Raw genomic sequence first — 16469 nt, 5'->3', positions numbered from 1 at the left:
AGAGAGCCGTGGACGACGGGCGCTTGAGGGGTGATGGCCGGCTCGGTGACGACTTCTCCGGTGGGTGGTCCGAGCAGGCGGACGACAGCCGGGAGGACTGGCAGTCGTTCCGGGAACGCGTCGACCGGGAATGGCGGGCGCGGCGGGTGCAGGCTTCCGACAGCGACCCCGTCCGGGAGCCGCCGAACTGGCTGACCGACTCCAACGCCGGGCAGGAACCGCTCCGGCCGATCCAGGCCGGCGGCACGGAGTACCGTGACCGCCTGCTCGGCGGGCCGGGGGCGGAGCTGTTCGGCGGGTCGAGCGGGCCGCTGTACGACGCGCGCGACTTCGCGGCGTACACGACCGAGCGTGACTTCGGCGCGGGCCCGGACTCCGGTGAGTTCGCGGCGGCTCTGCCGCAGCAGGCCCACCAGGAGTACGTCGACGCCCCGGCGCCGACGGAGATGGAGACGTCCGGCCTGGTCCGGCCGTACTTCCGGACCCGGGGCCGGACGAAGGCGACCCTCGATCTCGCGATCGAGGCGTTGATTTCGACGAGCGAACAGGGCCGGATGCTCGACCGGGTCCGGGTGCCCGAGCACCGGTCGATCTGCGACCTGTGCCTCGACACCCGGTCGGTGGCCGAAGTGGCGGCGCTGCTGCGCCTGCCGCTGGGCGTGGTGCGGGTGTTGATTGGTGACGTGGCGGGCCTCGGGCTGGTGCTGGTGCACTCCAGCAGCCCGACCGTGGGCGACCGCCCGAGTATCGAGTTCATGGAAAGGGTGCTCAGTGGGCTTCGGAGAATTTGACTCCGACGCGAACGCGCCGCAGGTGACGGGTCCGACCTCGTCGGCCAAGATCGTGGTCGCCGGCGGGTTCGGTTCGGGGAAGACAACAATGGTCGGGGCGATCTCCGAGATCGACCCGCTGACCACCGAGGCCATGATGACCGAGGCGAGCGTCGGACACGACGACACCTCGGCCACGCCCAACAAGACCACCACGACCGTGGCGATGGACTTCGGGCGCATCTCGCTGGACTCGGACCTGGTGCTGTACGTGTTCGGCACCCCCGGTCAGCACCGGTTCTGGTTCATGTGGGACGACCTCGCGGTCGGTGCCATCGGGGCGGTCGTGCTGGTGGACACGCGGCGGCTCGCCGACGCGTTCCCCTCGATCGACTTCTTCGAGAACCGGAAGCTGCCCTACGTCGTGGCCATCAACTGCTTCGACCGGCTGCTGCACCACCAGATCGAGGACGTCCGGCACGCGCTGACCATCGCGCCGTCGGTCCCGATCATGGCGTGCGACGCGCGGGAGCGCGAGTCCGCGAAGCAGGTGCTGATCTCGGTCGTCCAGCACGCGATCGCGCACGATACGGCGTTGCGCGCGGGCTAGCCCATGACGCCCCGATCCGGATGCGGCCGTTGGAGTGAACTCCGCGTGCTTCACCCACTTCGGGGAGTGCTACCCCCGTCCAAAGGAAGATCCGGCCGGTATTGCCCAGGGCCATCCGGGGCAGCGTCACCCATCCGGGGCGCTGTCACGGGGTCTGACCTGCACCGACAGTGCGTCGGCGCGGATCAGGGGCGACGCCGTGGAGTGACGTGCGGAGGCGCGTCGCGGGCCGGGTCGGCGCGGAACACGGCCGCCCGCACACGTAGGGTGCGCAGCGGCCTGCGGGTGGCGGGCTCGACACCGCCGGTGGTGCGAATACGCTCTACCGTGGCGTCGCCGACCGGCCGTGCCGGGCGCTCCGGGGTGCGGCGCGCGGCGCCGCACGAGCAAGGAGGAGCAGTAGTGACGGCTTCCGGCCAGGGCACATTCGGCTGGCTCATCACGGACTTCGTGCGCCGGGTACCCGGTGCCGCGCACGCCGTTCTGGTGTCCGCGGACGGGCTGCTCCTGGCGCCGTCGGAAGGGCTGCCCCAGGAACGTGCCGAGCAGCTGTCGGCGGTCGCCTCCGGGCTGATCAGCCTGACGGCGGGGGCCGCGCGCTGCTTCGAAGCGGGTGGTGTCAACCAGACCGTGGTCGAGATGGAGCGCGGCTACCTGTTCCTGATGTCGGTTTCGGATGGCTCGTCGCTGGCGGTGCTGGCCGCGCCGACGTGCGACATCGGCACGGTCGCCTACGAGATGACCCTGCTCGTCGAGCGGGTCGGCCAGCAGATCACCCCCGAGTTGCGCGCGCAGCTCCAGGGCGGCGTGCGTGGGTAGGACGAGATGAGGATTTCGGGATTCGACGATCCTGACTCCAGCGGCTGGGACGCACTGCACCGCGGCACCGAGCGCGAGGGTTTCGATTCGCCCAGCAAGTTCGACATGTCGACGCTGTCGACGATCATGCCCAAGCGCAAGCCGTCGCGGCCGAAGCCGGATGCGCAGGGGTACACCGACGAGGACACCCGCGAGTGGGGCTCGTCCGCCGACGAGGGCGACGAGTACGCCGCTCCCGAGGCCACGGGGTACTCCGGCCGGCCCGAACCCGAGGGCTACCCGGGCCGCCGTCCGGCGGGGCACGGCGAGAACGGCTACGCCCGTCCGGAGCCTTCGGGCTACTCGGACGCGGCGTCACGCGAATACGGCTACGCCCGTCCGGAGCCTTCGGGTTACCCGGACGCGGCCGCGCGCGAATACGGCTACGCCCGTCCGGAGCCCGCGGACTACCCGGGCACGGCCGCGCGCGAGTACGCCGACGACGGCTACGACCCCGTCGAGCCGGAGTGGCAGGACGAGGACAACCACCAGCCGGAACCGCCGCCGCTGGAGCCGGCGTGGACCCCGCCGCGGGGTGCGCGCCCGCCCGCGCCGCCGCGGCCCCCGGCCCCGCGTCCCCTCGCGCCCCGCCCGCCCGCCCCGCGTTCGCACGCCGCGCCGCCGCCCGCGTGGGCTCCGCCGCCGGCCGACTGGACGCCGCCGCCGGACCCGGAAACCCGCTGGATCCCGCAGCCGGAGGCGTGGGAAGAGCCGCCGTGGAACGAGCGTGCCCGCGTCGCGAGCCCGGTGCCCGTGGTGAACTCGCGGGTCCGCCCGTACACCCGCACCGGTGGCCGCACCCGGTCCGACCACAACCTGGCGCTGGAGGCGCTGGTCTCGACGTCCGACGACGGGCGCCGCTACCGCGGGGTCCGCTCGGTCGAGCACCGCCGGATCTGCGACCTGTGCCTGGACACCCGGTCCGTCGCGGAGATCGCCGCGCACCTGCGGCTGCCCCTGGGCGTGGTCAAGGTGCTGGTCGGCGACATGGCCGACATCGGCCTGGTGCTGATCCACCAGACCGAGCTGATCCTCGGCGACCGGTCGTCCCGCGAGTTCATGGAACGCGTCCTGGCCGGCCTGCGCGCCCTCTAGCCGGCCGTGAGGTCGAGGGTCAGCGTGTTGCCCGGGCCCGGCACGAACCCGTTGATCAGCGGCGTCGCCGCGCCGCAGTTCTCGAAGGCACCGATCTCGTAGGTCGATTCGAGCCGGCCGCCGTTACCGCCGGCGAAGTCGTCGGACATGAGTTCGGTCGTCACCGGCTCGGCCGTGCCGCAGTCCGGGCCGACGTCGTACGGGACGCCGTTGACGCGGACGTCCGAGATCGCCACCGGCCAGGTCGCCGAGCCGGAGAAGCCGCCGAAGACCGAGCCCTCGGCGTGGCCGGGGCCGAACGCGACGGTTCCGCTGACCCGCCCGACCCCCGGCACCGACCGGGTGACCCGCGACGGCGGCAGCGTGAACGTCCCGGTGAAGGTGTACGGCCCGATCAGGGTGTACATGTCGAACCGCCCGGGCCCGAAGTCCAGGCCGGCGTCCGGCTTCGCGATGTGCGTGGACCCGGTGACGGCGTACTTCGAGTAGACCGGCGGCCCGGCCGCCTCGGCGGTTCCGGCTCCGCCCAGCACCATCGCCGCGGCCAGCGCGGTCACGCGTGTTCCCCGCATCATGGATCAGGCTTACCACTCGCCCGCCCGGTCCGGCGGGGATTCACCGAATCCGGCGTCAGTCCTCCACCAGCGCAGCAGACGTGATGCGGTGCAGCGAATACCGCTCGTTGTTCTCGCCTTCGAGCATGCCGCCGCCGACGCGCACCGGCCGGACCACGCGCTGGCTCGCCGTGCCCTTCGCGTCCACGAACCCGATCCAGACCTCGCGGCGTTCCAGCGTGGCCCTCGACAGCAGCTCCAGCGTCGCCGACGTGTCCGCGCCGCCGCCGACCGGCGCGCGGACCGCCGAACCGCGGCGCCGGGCCGTGGCCGCGTCACCCGCCCGGAGGTTGGAGACGATCCGGGCCGCCTGGTCCTCGGTCAGCACCGCCTGCTCGCCCGGGCTGCGGCGGGCCGCCCGCGCCTTCGCCGGCAGCCGGCGGCCGCTGGGCCGGATGTCGACCACCCGGCCGTCCGGGCCCTCCGCCGCGGGCGCGAAGCCGGCCCCGCGCAGCGCCGCCAGGACCTCGTGCAGCGGGTCCGGGCTGATCACGACCGTCGGCGCGATCAGCCGCAGGGCGTGCTCGGCCGCGACCGGGTGGGCCAGCACCTCGGCCAGCAACGCCTCGTCGTCGCACCGCAGGAAGGACGCCGCCGTGCCGCCGCGCAGCCGCCCGTGCCGCCGGGCGACGTCGTCGACCAGGTAGCTCAGGCCCTGCGGCACGGGTGTCGCCGACTTCGCCTTGAACAGCGCGTGCAGCTCGTCGGCCGTGCGTCCGGTGTCCAGCGCCCGCCGCACCGAGCCCTCGGTGATCCGGTAGACGGTCGCGTGCCCCGCCGACTCGACGTCGGCCACCGCCGCCATCTCCGCCGCCAGCTCCGGCTCCAGCGGCCCCGGCGCGACGACCGTCAGGTCGGCCTGCAGCAGCACGTGGGCCACCGGCGCGGGCAATGCGTCGAGGATCGCCTCGACGGCGGCCGGCCGGTCTTCGGCGAGCAGGGCCCGCGTCGCCGTCGTGACGCCGCCGAGCCCGACGATCCCGAGCGCACTCGCTTCGGCCACCGTCCAGCGGACGGTCTCGTCCCGCAGCCGCCCGCCCCGCCGCGGGGCGCGCCAGGCGAGCACCGCGACGAGCTCGTCGACGCTCTTCACCCCGGCGCCCGGGCGCAGGTCGGCCAGCGCCGAGAGGACCCGCCGCCGCATGACCGGCGCCAGCGGGCGGCGCAGCTCCTCCGACAGCGGCGCGATCGGCTTGTCCTTGGCGTCGCGGCCGCCGGCCAGCCCGGGCAGGCGCGGCAGTTCGAGCCACGCCTGGGCGAGCGTCATCCACCGCTGCGCGGTCGGCGAGGCGAGCCAGGAGTCGGTCAGCGTCGTCGGCACCCACTCGGGCACGGTCGTCTCGCTGTCCGCGACGAGCCCGGCGCCCACGGCCAGCTCGGCCAGCAGGACCGCCTGGGTCTCGTCGATCTCCAGGTCCTTGGCGAGCTTCTTCAGCTCGCGCACGCCGAGCCCGCCCGACTTGAGCACCGGCGGCGGCGCGGCCGACCACGAGCGCAGCAGGGCCTCGGTGTGGCGCAGGAACTCCATCGCCTCGCCGGCCGCCGCTTCGTCCAGAGTGGACGGCTGGTGCGGGTGGAGCGGCAGTTCGGGCTCGACCAGCGTGCCCGGCGCGAACACCCCGCCGCGCAGCGCGACGCCGAGTTCGCGCGGCAGTTCGACGGTCTGGTCGTCACGCCGCAGCAGCAGGCCGCGGGCGAGCAGCTTCTGCACCGGCGTCTCGGCCTTCTCGAGGGAGAAGTCCCGCCCGGCGTCGCGCGTGCGCCCGATCGGCGGCCCGGCGGCGAGGGCGTTGAGCACGGCCCGCTCGTCTTCGGACAGCTCGCCGAGCCGGGCTTCGAGGTCCGCGGCGGCCAGCGACGGCGTGGACGCGCCCAGCCCGGCCGGGAACGGCCCGAGCGCCTCACGGGCGGCGGGCGGCACGCGCAGCGCGTCGTCCGGGCCCCAGGCCAGCGCCCGCGCGCGCAGGCAGGCGAGCTGCCCGGCGATGTCGGCCCCGACCAGCTTCGCGACGTCTTCGACCGGCACCGGGTCGCGGTCGGCGCCGGCCAGCAGGCACGCTTCGAGCACGGCGATGGTGACGGTGTCGAGGTCCTCGCAGGCGCGCGCGACCGAGCCCGGCGTGCCGGCCCTGGTGGCCAGCACGGTGCTGTCGGACGGCGGGGGCGTGGACAGGTCGCGCCGCGTGCGGAGCAGCTCGGCGAGTGCGTCGTCGGACTCCGCACGCAGCCAGTCCGCCAAGGAGGTCGCGGGCATAGAAGACCAGGGTACCGGGCGGTTGCGCCGGGCCGCGCAGGCTGAGGCAGACTGTCCTTCGAAGCGTTGAGACCGGCTGTGGAGGACGTTGTGGCCAAGGGTGAGAAGAAGCACAAGGGCGTCGACCCGACCTGGCCGGGCGAGGCCGGCGAGCACCCCGTGACCGAGCTCGCGTCCGACCGCCAGGGCGCGCTGTCGCCGTTCGGCGACATCACCTTCCCCCTCGACACGGTGCCCTACGTGCACCCGGAGACCGAGATCAACCGCTGACCGGTCGCGGCAGCAGAGTTACTGGTCAGTACCGGTATCGGCCCCTCGTGAGGGCGGTCACGGGAGTAGGTTCCCTCCCGTCCCAGCCACCTTTCCCATGCGGGGGTAAGTGCCATGCCGGTTCCCGGTCCCGGATATTCGATCACCGTCCGGGTCGAGGCCCCGGCCTCGTCCACCGCGGCCGGTGACCTGACGACGGCCGTCGGGCGCGTCGGCGGCGTGTTGACCGCGTTCGACGTCGTCGAGTCCCACTCCGACTCGATCGTGGTCGACATCAGCGCCAACGCGCTGTCGGAGAACCACGCGAACGACATCACGCAGACGCTGGACTCGCTGCCCGGCGTCCGGGTCCGCAAGGTCTCCGACCGGACGTTCCTGATCCACCTCGGCGGCAAGATCGAGGTCACCCCGAAGGTCGCGCTCCGCAACCGTGACGACCTCTCCCGCGCGTACACCCCGGGCGTCGCCCGCGTCTGCCAGGCGATCGCCGCCAACCCCGAGGACGCCCGCCGGCTGACCATCAAGCGCAACACGGTCGCGGTGCTGACGGACGGTTCCGCGGTGCTCGGCCTGGGCAACATCGGCCCGGCCGCGGCGCTGCCGGTGATGGAGGGCAAGGCGGCGCTGTTCAAGAAGTTCGCCGACGTCGACGCGTGGCCGGTCTGCCTGGACACCCAGGACACCGAAGAGATCATCATGATCGCCAAGGCGCTGGCCCCGGTGTACGCGGGCATCAACCTCGAGGACATCGCGGCCCCCCGCTGTTTCGAGATCGAGAAGCGCCTGCGCGAGCAGTTGGACATCCCGGTGTTCCACGACGACCAGCACGGCACGGCGATCGTGGTGGTCGCGGCCCTGCGCAACGCGCTGCGCGTGGTCGGCAAGAGCATCGAGGACTGCAAGATCGTGATCAGCGGCGTCGGCGCGGCGGGCTCGGCGATCATCCGCCTCCTGCTGCAGAAGAACCCGGGCGACATCGTGGCGGCGGACATCGACGGGATCGTCCACCCGGCCCGCGGCAACCTCGACGACAACCTGGCGTGGATCGCGTCGCACACGAACAAGGACCAGGTCAGCGGCACCCTGCACGAGGCACTGGCGGGCGCGGACGTGTTCATCGGCGTGTCGGCGCCCAACCTGTTCGGCGCCGAGCAGGTGGCGACCATGAAGTCCGACGCGGTCGTCTTCGCCCTGGCGAACCCGGACCCGGAGATCGACCCGCTGGAGGCCCAGAAGCACGCGGCGGTGGTGGCGACCGGCCGCAGCGACTTCCCGAACCAGATCAACAACGTCCTGGCGTTCCCGGGCGTGTTCCGCGGGCTGCTGGACGCCCACGCGCACAACATCGACGACTCGATGCTCCTGGCCGCGGCGGACGCGATCGCGGACGTGGTGGACAACGGGAAGCTGAACGCGTCGTTCATCGTGCCGAGCGTGTTCGACAGCGCGGTGGCACCGGCGGTCGCGGAGGCGGTCCGGAAGGCGGTGCTCGCGGAGCACTGAGCCGGCGCTCCGGATGCTTCCGGCGGCGGGCCGCCCGGCGGGCGGGCCGCCCCGGTCGTACCCGATCGTGGAAGTAGCCTCGGGGCGTGAGTGAACTCAGCCACGTCGACGAAACCGGCGCCGCCCGGATGGTCGACGTCTCCGGCAAGACCGCCACCGCGCGGACCGCGCTCGCCGCCGGCACCGTGCGGACCACCGCCGAGGTGCTCCGGCTGCTGGCCACCGACGGCCTGCCCAAGGGCGACGCCCTCGCCACCGCCCGGATCGCCGGGATCATGGGCGCCAAGCGGGTGCCCGAGCTGATCCCGCTGTGCCACCAGATCGCCCTCTCCGGGGTCAAGGTCGAGTTCACCCTCGGCGAGGCCGAGGTCGGCATCCGCGCGACGGCGAAGACCACCGACGTCACCGGCGTCGAGATGGAGGCGCTGACCGCGGTGGCGGTCGCCGGGCTGACGCTGCACGACATGATCAAGGCCGTCGACCCGGCGGCGACCCTGGACGAGGTCCGCCTGCTCCGCAAGGACGGCGGCAAGACCGGAACGTGGGAGCGGCCGTGAAGCGCAGCGCGCGCGTGATCGTGGCGTCCAACCGCGCCGCGAAGGGCGTCTACGAGGACAAGACGGGCCCGGTGATCACCGCCTGGCTGGCGGACCGCGGCTACGACGTGCCGCCTCCGGTCGTGGTCGAGGACGGCGACCCGGTGGGCGTGGCGCTGCGGGCGGCGCTGGCCGACGGCGTCGCGGTGGTGCTCACCACGGGCGGCACCGGGATCTCGCCGACCGACCGCACCCCGGACGTCACCCGCGCGGCGCTCGACCACGAGCTGCCGGGCGTGGCGGACGCGATCCGCGCGGCGGGCCTGCCGAAGGTGCCGACGGCGGTGCTGTCGCGCGGTGTGGCGGGCGTGGCGGGGCGGACCCTGGTGGTGAACCTCCCGGGCTCCAGCGGCGGCGTCAGGGACGGCCTGGGCGTGCTGGAGGGCATCCTGGAGCACGCGGTGGACCAGCTGGCGGGCGGCGACCACCCGCGGGTCGCGAGCACGGCGCCTCAGGTGCGGGTCGCGCGGGCGGTGGTGACCGAGGAGCCGCTGTCGGTGGAGGAGCACGCGCGCCTGGTCGAGGACGACGCGGCGGGCGCGGTGGTGACCTTCTCGGGGGTGGTCCGTGACCACGACGGCGGCAAGGGCGTCCGCGACCTGACGTACGAGGGCCACCCGAGCGCGAGCCAGGTGATCGCGGAGGTGGTGGCGGACCTTTCGGCGCGTTGGACGGGGGTGCGCGCGGTGGCGGTGAGCCACCGCCTGGGCGCGCTCACGATCGGCGACGTGGCCTTGGCGTGCGCCGTGGCGGCGGAGCACCGCGGCCAGGCGTTCTCGGCGTGCTCGGAGCTGGTGGACGAGGTCAAGGCGCGGCTGCCGGTGTGGAAGCACCAGCACTTCACCGACGGCACGGACGAGTGGGTCAACTCGCCCTGACCCGGCACGCGGCCTCGGACGTCCGGAGGCCGCCGTGGAAAGCGTGAAGGGCTCCCACCGCCCGGGGGATCGGCGGTGGGAGCCCTTTCAGGTCACGGCTCGAGGCCGGACTCGCGCATCACTGCGTGATCGTCACTTGGTGGCGATCTTCTGGCCGACGAGGATCAGGTCCGCGTTCGGGATGTACTTCGCGTTCAGGTCCTGCAGCTTCTGGTAGCCGCCCTGGACGTTGAACTGCTTGGCGATCTTGGACAGCGTGTCGCCCGCCACGACGGTGTAGTCACCGGCCGGGTTGGAGCTCGCCACGCCGGTCGCCGCCGCCGGAGCCGGAGTCACCGGGGCCGCCTTCTTCGGGGCGGTCGTGCTCTTCTTCGGGGTCGACTGCTTCGTGGTGGTCTTGTGGGTGGCCTTCGGGGCCGACGAACCACTGCCGCCCTTCTTGCCACAGACCGGCCACGCGCCGATGCCCTGGCCCTGCAGGACGCGCTCGGCCACGGCGATCTGCTCGTCGCGGGAAGCGTTCGCTGCGCTGCCGGAACCGCCGTAGGCCTTCCACGTGCTCTGCGTGAACTGCAGGCCGCCGTAGTAGCCGTTGCCGGTGTTGGTGTTCCAGTTGCCGCTGCTCTCACACTGCGCGATGGCGTCCCAGTTGGTCGCCGACGCGGGGGTCGCGGCGATCGCGATGGGCGCGCCGACCGCGATGCCCGCGATGGCGACGCGAGCGACGGTGCGGGTGGCAGCGGACATCTTGCGGTGCTTGCCTCGGTAAGACATTTGAATGCATCTCGGTTTTCCAGCGCCTACGACCCGGTGGTGAGGGTCAGGATCGGGGTCCTGGCGCCGGCCGTCTCAGGCCGGCAGGCGAGTCCGACGCACGGCGCGTCGTCTTCGTCCCCTCGTCCCTGTCCGGAAATGCTTTCGCTCGGGGTATGGGTCCGGGGATCCGTCGGACAGGGCTAGGCGCTACGGATTCCCGGTCTTGCGCGGTCGGTCGGGGCCAACCGAAAAGCGACGGTACGTAACGATGGCCGTGATCGGAAATTATTCGGGGCGTGACCTACGTCACAGTAACGACACGCAACCCGGGTCGATACAGGTGTTTGTGCAGGTCAGCTGGCCGTTATCTGCCCGTTTCCTGCCCGAGATAAAACACGGATCGTGAGGCTTGCATCACGTGTTTCGCGTAGCGAATGGACCATTCGTGACGTCCGGATCGCGATTGAAGCGCGCATCTTATGGCCACCGCCCACACCGCGCCAGACTTGACAATCCTGCCCCAGATGTCACTGGAGTCACAGCAGCCCCACCTGTTCGTGGGGTTTGCGGCCACGCCCGGAGCGCCGCCGGCGGCCGTCCTCGCTCGCCGGCACCGAAGTGGCCGCCGGACCAGGTGAAACAGGTCACCGGACGGGTGGTGGCCGCCGGGAATCAGCTTCCCGCGAACACCCGGAATCGGTGCGGAGCCACGCCGAGGGCCCGGAACGCACGTCGCCGAGCGGTCGGCCGCCGTACCCGAGCGGTCGCCGGGATACAGCAAGGACGAACTGAACGCCGTTACGCCGGACGGCCCCACGCACCCAGCCAGTCAGCCCGCAAGGCATCCGCAGCGAGCCGACCCGCCAGGTACGCGAGCCGACCCGCCAGGTACGCGAGCCGACCCGCCAGGTACGCGAACCGACCCTCTGGGTACGCGAGCCGACCCGCCAGGTGCGCGAGCCGACCCGCCAGGTACGCGAACCGACCCTCTGGGTACGCGAGCCGACCCGCCAGGTGCGCGAGCCGACCCGCCAGGTGCGCGAGCCGACCCGCCAGGAACGCGAGCCGACCCGCCAGGTACGCGAGTCGGCTGTCCGGGGGCGCGAGGTGGCCGGGTGGGTCAGCCGCCGGCGAACGGGGGGAGGACGTCCAGCTCCGAGCCGTCCGTCAGGGAACGGCTCGGGTCGCGGACCGCGATGCCGTCGAGGAGGTAGCTGACCGCGTCGAGGACCCGCGGCAGGTCCTCCGGGTGCCGGCGGCGCAGCTCGGCCACCGCGTCGGCCACCGTGGCCCCCGCCGGCAGGTGCACCTTCTCCTCTTCCAGCCCCGCGGCCGCCCGGGCCGCCGCGAAGTACCGCACCACGATGGTCACCGGACCCATCTCAACCGCCGATCGCGCTCATCGGCCGGATCGGCTGCGCGAACCCGGCGTCGTTGATCTCGTGGCCGGCGAGCTTGCCCCACATCGTCGCCCGCCAGGCGTCCGCCACCTCCTCATCGCGCCCGCCCGCGCGCACGAGGGAGCGGAGGTCCGTCTCGTCGTTGCTGAACAGGCAGGAACGCACCGCGCCGTCCGCGGTCAGCCGCGTGCGCTCGCAGGCCGAGCAGAACGGCCGGGTCACCGACGCGATCACGCCGACGTCGCCGGGGCCGCCGTCGACCAGCCAGCGCTCGGCCGGCGCGCCGCCACGCGACTCCGTGGGCGGCGTCAGCTCGAACGACGTGCTCAGCATCGAGAGGATCTCGGCCGCGGTGATCATCTCGCCGCGGTTCCAGCCGTGCTGGGCGTCCAGCGGCATCTGCTCGATGAACCGCAGGTGGTAGCCCTCGTCGAGGCAGAACTTCAGCAGCGGCACGGCTTCGGTCTCGTTGAGCCCGCGGATCAGCACGGCGTTGACCTTCACCGGCGCCATCCCGGCGTCCCGCGCCGCCGCGAGGCCCGCGAGCACGTGCGAGAGCCGGTCGCGCCGGGTGATCGTCTTGAACAGCTCCGGGTCGATCGTGTCGAGCGACACGTTGATCCGGTCCAGCCCCGCCCCGGCGAGACCCTCGGCCCGCCGGGCCAGCCCGATCCCGTTGGTGGTCATGGACAACCGCGGCCGCGGCGACAGCGCCGTGATCCGCGCGACCAGGTCTTCGAGGCCCGGCCGCAGCAGCGGTTCCCCGCCGGTGAGCCGGATGTCGGTGACGCCGAGCTGCTCGACGGCGATCCGCATCAGCCGGACCAGCTCGTCGTCGGTCAGCACCTGCTCGCCGGGCATCCAGTCGAGGCCCTCGGCGGGCATGCAGTAGGTGCAGCGCAGGTTGCACCGATCCGTCAGGGAAACCCGCAGATCGGTGGCCACCCGGCCGAAGGTGTCGATGAGGTGTGGGTTCCCGGGCCGGGGCGCGCGAGATGACCCTCGTGTGCCGGGGACGCGAGGAAACCCGAGATCCACTGCCGTCATTACGCACAGGGTAGCTCCGGAACGGGCGAAGCGGCTTCTTCTCTAGGATACTTTGCGCAGTGAGTGGTTCAGCCGCCGAACTAACGAGGGCTTGTGACGGAAAAGACTTACCCGGTCACGGAAGAGGAGCTCTTCCGGTTCGCGGAACTGGGCCGCGCGGGCAGCACGTTCACCGTCCTGCGGCACGCCAGGATCGCCGAGCGGATGGGCCTGTCCGGCACCGACCACAAGACGTTCGACCTGGTCATCCAATCGGGCGGACCGTTGACCGCGGGCCGGATCGCCGAGCTGACGGGCCTGTCGACCGGTGCCGTCACCGGGGTCGTCGACCGGCTGGAGAAGGTCGGGCTGGTCCGCCGGGTGCGTGACCCGCACGACCGCCGCAAGGTCCTCGTCGAGGTGGTGCCGGGGGCGGCGGAGCGCTTCGCGCCGCTCTTCGAGTCTGCCTTCGGGACCCTCCGCGACCTGCTCGCGCAGTTCTCCCCGGCCGAGCGAAAAGTGATCGAGCGTTATCAGAATGTCATGCTCGAAGAGTTGCGCGCCGAAGTCATGGACAATTCGCGCCCCGCGTAGCTTTTCCTCAACTGCGGAGATAATGTCTGCGCCATGCCGCAATTTCGGTTGTCCGAGGCCGCGCGCCTGCTCGGGGTCAGCGACGACACCGTCCGGAGGTGGGTGCGCGCGGGGCAGCTGACCGCGACCGACGACGCCGCCGGCCGCAAGGTCGTCGACGGCGCCCAGCTCGCCGGGTTCGCCCGGGCCCAGGCCGCCGCCCCCGAAGACCCGTCCGCGGTCGGCCGGTCCGCCCGCAACAGGTTCGTCGGGCTGGTCACCGAGGTCGTCGCCGACAAGGTGATGGCGCAGGTGGAACTGCAGTGCGGGGCGCACCGCGTGGTGTCCCTGATGAGTACGGAAGCCGTCCGCGAGCTGGGCCTGCGCCCAGGGGTGCTCGCGGTTGCAGTGGTCAAGGCGACCACCGTTGTGGTGGAGACACCGGAAGGAAGTAGATGAAGAAGCTCGCTCTCGCCGTGGCTGCCGTCGCCCTGTTCGCGGGCGCGTGCAGCAGCTCGGACGAGCCCAGCACGCAGACCGGCGGGTCGTCCGCCTCCGCGCCCGCGCCCAAGGGGTCCGGCAACGCGGGCGGCGGCACGCTGACCGTGTTCGCCGCCGCGTCGCTCACCGAGTCGTTCACCGCGCTCGGCAAGCAGTTCGAGGCCCAGCACGCCGGCACCACCGTGAAGTTCAGCTTCGCGGGGTCGTCCACCCTGGTCCAGCAGCTGACCAACGGCGCGAAGGCCGACGTCTTCGCCTCGGCCGACCAGGCCAACATGGACAAGGCGGTCCAGGGTGGCGTGATCGACGGCCAGCCGACCGTCTTCGCGACCAACAAGCTCGCCATCGCCGTCGCGCCCGGCAACCCCAAGGGCATCAAGTCCTTCGCGGACCTGAACAAGGCGGGCCTGACCGTGATCACCTGCGCCCCGCAGGTGCCGTGCGGTTCGGCGACGAAGAAGGTCGAGACGGCCACCGGCGTCACGCTCAAGCCGAAGAGCGAGGAGAGCGACGTCAAGCAGGTCCTGAACAAGGTCGCCTCCGGCGACGCCGACGCGGGCCTGGTCTACGTCACCGACGCCACCTCGGCCGCGGGCAAGGTCGACAAGGTCGACTTCCCCGAGGCGGCCCAGGCGATCAACAGCTACCCGATCGCCGTGGTCAAGGGCGGCCAGGGCGACCTGGCCAAGCAGTTCGACGAATTCGTCCTCGGCACCGAGGGCAAGAACGAGCTGACCAAGGTCGGGTTCGGCCCTGCGCAGTAAGCGGTCCGCCGACGGCCGGCCGGGATCCGTCCCGGCCGGCCGTTCGCGCGTTCCGTGGGTGCTCGCCGTCCCGGCCACCCTCGCGCTGGCGCTCGTCGTCCTCCCGGTCGTCGGGCTGCTGGTGCGCTCGGACCTGACGCGGCTGCCGTCGCTGGTCGCCACGCCGTCGTCGTGGCACGCGCTGCGGCTGTCGCTGCTCACGGCGGCCCTGTCCACCGTGACCTGCGTGCTGCTCGGTGTGCCGCTGGCCGTCGTGCTGGCCAGGGCCCGGTTCCGGGGCGTCCGGCTGCTGCGCTCGATCGTGCTGCTGCCGCTGGTGCTGCCACCGGTCGTCGGCGGGCTCGCCCTGCTGTACCTGCTCGGCCGCAAGGGCTTCCTCGGCATGCTGATCACGACGCTGACCGGGGAGTCCGTCCCGTTCACCACGACCGCGGTGGTCATCGCGCAGACGTTCGTCGCGATGCCGTTCCTCGTCGTCAGCCTCGAAGGCGCGCTGCGCGGGTCCGGCGACCGCTACGAACAGGTCGCCGCGACGCTCGGCGCGCGCCCGTGGACCGTCTTCCGCCGGGTCACGCTCCCGCTGTTGCTGCCCGCCCTCGGCTCCGGCGTCGTGCTGAGCTTCGCCCGGGCGCTCGGCGAATTCGGGGCGACGATCACCTTCGCCGGCAGCCTCGAAGACGTCACCCGCACCCTGCCGCTCGAGGTCTACACGCAGGCCGAAGTGGACATCGACAGCGCCGTCGCGCTGTCCCTGCTGCTCATCGTGGTGGCGGTCGTGGTGATCGCCGTCGCACGGCCGCGCTCGTGGGAAGGCGGCTTGCGGTGAGCCTGACCGCCCGGATCAGCGCCGTGCGCGGCTCGTTCTCCCTGGACGTCGACCTCGACGTGCCGTCCGGGCACGTGCTTGCGCTGCTCGGCCCGAACGGCTCGGGCAAGTCGACGGTGCTCGGCTGCCTCGCCGGGCTGATCACGCCGGCGTCGGCGGAGATCACCGTGGCCGGCCGCGCGCTGGCCGGTGTGCCGCCGCACCGCCGCGGGATCGGGCTGCTCTCCCAGGACGCGCTGCTCTTCCCGCACCTTTCGGCGGCGGACAACGTCGCCTTCTCGCCGCGCTCGACCGGCGCCGGCCGCCGCGCCGCGCGCGAGCGCGCCTTCTACTGGCTGGCCGAGGTGGACGCCGTCCCGCTGGCCGGCCGGCGGCCGGGGCAGCTGTCCGGTGGGCAGGCCCAGCGCGTCGCGATCGCCAGGGCGCTGGCCGCCGAACCGGACCTGCTGCTGCTCGACGAGCCGTTCGCCGCCCTCGACGTCGACGCGGCGCCGGCGATCCGCGGCCTGCTGCGGCGGGTGCTGAAGACCGGGCCGACGACCCTGCTCGTCACCCACGACCCGCTGGACGCGCTCGCGCTCGCCGACCACGTCGCTGTGCTGAACGACGGCCGCATCGTCGAACGCGGCCCGACCCGGGAGGTCCTTTCAGCTCCGCGGACCGCGTTCACCGCGCGGATCGCCGGCCTCAACCTCGTCGCCGGGACCGCCGTCGCCGAAGGGCTGCGGACGGCGTCCGGCGCGGTGGTCAGCGGTCTCCCGGCGGACGACGTGGTGCCGGGGGAGCCGGCGGTGGCGGTGTTCCCGCCGAACGCCGTCGCCGTCTACCCGCACGACGGCGAGCACCGCGGCAGCCCGCGCAACACCGCCGACGCCGTCGTCGCGGCCCTGGAACCGCACGGGCCGGTGATCCGCCTCCGGGCCGAGGGCGACGGCTGGGCCCACGGCCTGACCGCCGACCTCACCCCGGCCGCCGTCGCCGAGCTCGCGCTGGAGCCCGGCTCGGCGGTGACGCTGTCGGTGAAGGCCGCGACCGTGGCCATCCACCCGGCCGCGGCCTCCCCTGGCTCGTCGTGAGTGGTAAGGCGGGGTTTATTAAAGCATAAAAAAAAAAAAACGGGGGGGGAGGGGGGGGGGTGGTGGTGGGGGGGCCCGGGGGGGTGGTAAATTAGCGAC

The 16469-nt window shown here is 72.6% G+C and carries 18 protein-coding genes and 1 pseudogene; 14 read left to right on the top strand and 5 right to left on the bottom strand.

All coding sequences use genetic code 11. The annotated features are described in order from the left end of the window. Positions 1-8: 8 nt before the first annotated feature. From ABZW17_RS34400 to ABZW17_RS34385, 4 genes are all read left to right on the top strand, one after another. Positions 9-791: a DUF742 domain-containing protein gene (locus tag ABZW17_RS34400; RefSeq protein WP_354823470.1), complete on the top strand. Its 783-nt coding sequence runs from the start codon at positions 9-11 to the stop codon at positions 789-791. Continuing rightward, positions 772-1380: an ATP/GTP-binding protein gene (locus ABZW17_RS34395; protein ID WP_020641704.1), complete on the top strand. Its 609-nt coding sequence runs from the start codon at positions 772-774 to the stop codon at positions 1378-1380. The genes ABZW17_RS34400 and ABZW17_RS34395 overlap by 20 nt, the downstream gene beginning before the upstream one ends. A 402-nt stretch (positions 1381-1782) precedes the next feature. Further along, positions 1783-2199 (top strand): roadblock/LC7 domain-containing protein, encoded by a 417-nt coding sequence (locus tag ABZW17_RS34390; RefSeq protein ID WP_003085368.1) that lies wholly within the window; start codon positions 1783-1785, stop codon positions 2197-2199. Between the two features lie 6 nt (positions 2200-2205). Continuing rightward, on the top strand, positions 2206-3333 hold the full coding sequence (locus tag ABZW17_RS34385; RefSeq protein WP_354823468.1) for a DUF742 domain-containing protein: 1128 nt from the start codon (positions 2206-2208) through the stop codon (positions 3331-3333). On the opposite strand, the gene ABZW17_RS34380 is transcribed toward ABZW17_RS34385, so the two are convergent. Together ABZW17_RS34380 and ABZW17_RS34375 are read right to left on the bottom strand one after the other, a co-directional pair. After that, complete coding sequence (locus ABZW17_RS34380) at positions 3330-3890, bottom strand: hypothetical protein (RefSeq protein WP_354823466.1); 561 nt, start codon at positions 3888-3890, stop codon at positions 3330-3332. The genes ABZW17_RS34385 and ABZW17_RS34380 overlap by 4 nt on opposite strands. 73 nt (positions 3891-3963) lie before the next feature. Next, positions 3964-6201 (bottom strand): helicase-associated domain-containing protein, encoded by a 2238-nt coding sequence (locus ABZW17_RS34375; RefSeq protein WP_354823464.1) that lies wholly within the window; start codon positions 6199-6201, stop codon positions 3964-3966. Positions 6202-6291: 90 nt separating this feature from the next. Between ABZW17_RS34375 and ABZW17_RS34370 the strand changes: the two genes are divergently transcribed. The 4 genes from ABZW17_RS34370 (at position 6292) to ABZW17_RS34355 (ending at position 9448) form a co-directional block, all read left to right on the top strand. Next, positions 6292-6471 carry a hypothetical protein gene (locus ABZW17_RS34370; RefSeq protein WP_176174556.1) on the top strand — a complete coding sequence of 60 codons (180 nt, stop codon included), beginning with the start codon at positions 6292-6294 and terminating at the stop codon, positions 6469-6471. Positions 6472-6585: 114 nt separating this feature from the next. Beyond that, positions 6586-7974 (top strand): NAD-dependent malic enzyme, encoded by a 1389-nt coding sequence (locus ABZW17_RS34365; RefSeq protein ID WP_354823462.1) that lies wholly within the window; start codon positions 6586-6588, stop codon positions 7972-7974. 86 nt (positions 7975-8060) lie between these two features. Then, positions 8061-8531 carry a cyclic pyranopterin monophosphate synthase MoaC gene (gene moaC / locus ABZW17_RS34360; RefSeq protein ID WP_086852742.1) on the top strand — a complete coding sequence of 157 codons (471 nt, stop codon included), beginning with the start codon at positions 8061-8063 and terminating at the stop codon, positions 8529-8531. Then, on the top strand, positions 8528-9448 hold the full coding sequence (locus tag ABZW17_RS34355) for a molybdenum cofactor biosynthesis protein MoaE (protein WP_354823460.1): 921 nt from the start codon (positions 8528-8530) through the stop codon (positions 9446-9448). The genes moaC and ABZW17_RS34355 overlap by 4 nt, the downstream gene beginning before the upstream one ends. A 132-nt stretch (positions 9449-9580) precedes the next feature. On the opposite strand, the gene ABZW17_RS34350 is transcribed toward ABZW17_RS34355, so the two are convergent. After that, a complete protein-coding gene (locus tag ABZW17_RS34350) occupies positions 9581-10222 on the bottom strand; it encodes a transglycosylase family protein (protein ID WP_354823458.1) in 642 nt (213 codons plus the stop codon). Positions 10223-11023: 801 nt separating this feature from the next. On the opposite strand from ABZW17_RS34350, the pseudogene ABZW17_RS34345 reads away from it, so the two are divergent. Continuing rightward, positions 11024-11422, top strand: a pseudogene (locus ABZW17_RS34345) (hypothetical protein); the annotation flags it as partial. Here ABZW17_RS34345 and ABZW17_RS34340 read toward each other — a convergent pair. Beyond that, the gene (locus tag ABZW17_RS34340) at positions 11325-11585 is read right to left on the bottom strand and encodes a MoaD/ThiS family protein (RefSeq protein WP_354823456.1); all 261 of its coding nucleotides are present in this window, start codon (positions 11583-11585) and stop codon (positions 11325-11327) included. The pseudogene ABZW17_RS34345 and the gene ABZW17_RS34340 sit on opposite strands and share 98 nt — an antisense overlap. A 1-nt stretch (position 11586) precedes the next feature. Continuing rightward, positions 11587-12651, bottom strand: a complete 1065-nt coding sequence (gene moaA, locus ABZW17_RS34335) for a GTP 3',8-cyclase MoaA (protein WP_354823454.1) — start codon at positions 12649-12651, stop codon at positions 11587-11589. A 93-nt stretch (positions 12652-12744) separates the two neighbouring features. Here moaA and ABZW17_RS34330 point away from each other — a divergent pair, with 93 nt between their 5' ends. The 5 genes from ABZW17_RS34330 to ABZW17_RS34310 are packed head-to-tail and all read left to right on the top strand — an operon-like array spanning position 12745 to position 16370. After that, on the top strand, positions 12745-13224 hold the full coding sequence (locus ABZW17_RS34330; RefSeq protein ID WP_354823452.1) for a MarR family transcriptional regulator: 480 nt from the start codon (positions 12745-12747) through the stop codon (positions 13222-13224). 33 nt (positions 13225-13257) lie between these two features. Beyond that, entirely contained in the window at positions 13258-13662 is a 405-nt protein-coding gene (locus ABZW17_RS34325) for a TOBE domain-containing protein (protein ID WP_354823450.1), read from the top strand. Next, a complete protein-coding gene (gene modA / locus ABZW17_RS34320) occupies positions 13659-14468 on the top strand; it encodes a molybdate ABC transporter substrate-binding protein (RefSeq protein ID WP_354823448.1) in 810 nt (269 codons plus the stop codon). Before ABZW17_RS34325 ends, modA begins: the two co-directional genes overlap by 4 nt. A 58-nt stretch (positions 14469-14526) precedes the next feature. After that, entirely contained in the window at positions 14527-15294 is a 768-nt protein-coding gene (locus tag ABZW17_RS34315; RefSeq protein ID WP_354823446.1) for an ABC transporter permease, read from the top strand. Further along, positions 15291-16370 carry an ATP-binding cassette domain-containing protein gene (locus ABZW17_RS34310; RefSeq protein ID WP_354823444.1) on the top strand — a complete coding sequence of 360 codons (1080 nt, stop codon included), beginning with the start codon at positions 15291-15293 and terminating at the stop codon, positions 16368-16370. The genes ABZW17_RS34315 and ABZW17_RS34310 overlap by 4 nt, the downstream gene beginning before the upstream one ends. Positions 16371-16469: the final 99 nt, after the last annotated feature.

The sequence above is a fragment of the Amycolatopsis sp. NPDC004625 genome, from assembly GCF_040609695.1.
Taxonomy (GTDB): domain Bacteria; phylum Actinomycetota; class Actinomycetes; order Mycobacteriales; family Pseudonocardiaceae; genus Amycolatopsis.
This window is presented reverse-complemented; position numbering and strand designations above follow the sequence as displayed.